The sequence below is a fragment of the Actinomadura sp. BRA 177 genome, assembly GCF_013372625.1.
Lineage (GTDB): Bacteria > Actinomycetota > Actinomycetes > Streptosporangiales > Streptosporangiaceae > Spirillospora.
On record NZ_JABXFD010000139.1, the window covers coordinates 1 to 1,994 of the forward strand.

A 1,994-nucleotide genomic window follows, 5' to 3' on the forward strand; every position below is an offset into this window, starting at 1 on the left:
GCCCGGCACACCGCCCGCCGCCGGCACCGCCGCGTTGATCGCCGCACGGAACCGGTCCCGCGCCGCCGCGTCCCCCGCCGCACCCCGGTTCAGCACCGCCACACTCGCGCGCCGCCCCTCACCGTCCACCCCCAGGAACACGATCCCGGCGGCCGACTCCGACAAACGCGCCGACAAACGGAACGGCCCCAGGCGGACGGGGTCACCCGGCGGCAACGGCCTCGACATGGCCGCAACACTAACAACCACGCCCTACGATCGGGCCAGCACCGGCCGCCCCACCCCACGCCCGGCCAGGCCGCCCGCTGAACCGATCATCGCCCGCGCGCACGTATCCCGAACGAACGGGTACAAGTGATCGCGTAGGGTCGGAACACGCCCCACCCGGCACACGACGGACAGGCTCACCAGGGACAGCGAGGGGAACTCCCACCATGACCACCGCCACCGACGTGGACGAGGCCGCGGCACTCCTGCAGAACACCCTCGCCGAGGTCAAGAAGGTCATCGTCGGCCAGGACCACATGGTCGAACGCATGATCGTCGCGCTCCTCGCCCGCGGCCACTGCCTCATCGAAGGCGTCCCCGGCGTCGCCAAGACCCTCGCCGTCGGCACCCTCGCCCGCGTCGTCGGCGGCACCTTCGCCCGCCTGCAGTTCACCCCCGACCTCGTCCCCTCCGACATCGTCGGCACCCGCATCTACCACCCCTCCACCGAGCAGTTCGACGTCGAACTCGGCCCCGTCTTCGTCAACTTCGTCCTCGCCGACGAGATCAACCGCGCCCCCGCCAAGGTCCAGTCCGCCCTCCTGGAGGTCATGGCCGAACGCCAGGTCTCCCTCGGCGGCAACACCTACCCCCTGCCCAGGCCCTTCATCGTCCTCGCCACCCAGAACCCCATCGAGTCCGAAGGCGTCTACCCCCTCCCCGAAGCCCAGCGCGACCGCTTCCTCATGAAGATCGACGTCCGCCACCCCGCCGCCCACGAGGAACTCCAGATCCTCCAGCGGATGAGCGTCGACCCGCCCGAAGCCGCGCAGCTCCTCGACACCGGACGCCTCGCCGGCCTGCAGCGCGCCGCGCAGGAGGTCTCCGTCCACGAGCTCATCGCCGACTACATCGTCCGGCTCGTCATGGCCACCCGCGAACCCGACCAGTACCGCCTGCCCGACCTGCGCGGCGTCATCGAGATCGGCGCCAGCCCCCGCGCCACCCTCGGCCTGGCCTCCGCCGCCCGCGCCCTCGCCCTGCTGTCGGGACGCGACTACGTCCTGCCCGACGACGTCCGCGCCGTCGCCCGCGACGTCATGTCGCACCGCCTCGTCCTCACCTTCGACTCCCTCGCCGACGGCATCGACCCCGGCGACGTCATCGCCCAGATCCTCACCGCCGTCCCCCCGCCCCGCGTGGTCTGGAACCACGGAGCGGCGGCGGTGACGACCGCATGACCGGCAGGCAGCCCGCACGGCGGCGCCCGCGCGGCGGCAAGCTCGCCCACCTCGCCCCCGAACGCACCCTGCGCCGCCTCGAACTCCAGGTCACCCGCCGCCTCGACGGCCTGCTCAACGGCGAGCACCTCGGCCTCATCCCCGGCCCCGGCACCGAACTCGCCGAAGCCCGCCTCTACCAGCCCGGCGAGGACGACGTCCGGCACATGGACTGGGCCGTCACCGCCCGCACCACCACCCCCCACGTCCGCGACCTCATCGCCGACCACGAACTCGAAGCCTGGTCCCTGGTCGACCTCACCCCCAGCATGGACTTCGGCACCCAGACCATGATCAAACGCGACCTCGCGGTCGCCGCCCTCGCCGCCGTCGGGTTCCTCACCGTCCGCCTCGGCGACCGCGCCGGCGCCTACCTGCTGCACGCCGACGGCATGCGCCGCTGGCCCGCCCGCACCGGCAAGGCCGCCATGTACGCCCTGCTCCAGGCCGTCCTGGACGCCCAGTCCGTGCACGACGGGCGCGGCCCCGTCCCCCATACACACCTCA

General features: G+C 72.7%; 2 protein-coding genes and 1 pseudogene. 2 read left to right on the top strand and 1 reads right to left on the bottom strand.

The features are described from left to right. Window positions 1-228 (bottom strand): annotated as a pseudogene (locus HUX53_RS04075) (hypothetical protein); the annotation flags it as partial. Window positions 229-434: 206 nt separating this feature from the next. Between HUX53_RS04075 and HUX53_RS04080 the strand changes: the two are divergent. Both HUX53_RS04080 and HUX53_RS04085 read left to right on the top strand, forming a co-directional pair. Continuing rightward, window positions 435-1,448 (top strand): MoxR family ATPase, encoded by a 1,014-nt coding sequence (locus tag HUX53_RS04080; protein ID WP_176401829.1) that lies wholly within the window; start codon window positions 435-437, stop codon window positions 1,446-1,448. Beyond that, window positions 1,445-1,994, top strand: a 550-nt coding sequence (locus HUX53_RS04085; RefSeq protein ID WP_176401830.1) for a DUF58 domain-containing protein, incomplete at its 3' end; no start/stop codon positions are given. The genes HUX53_RS04080 and HUX53_RS04085, both read left to right, overlap by 4 nt.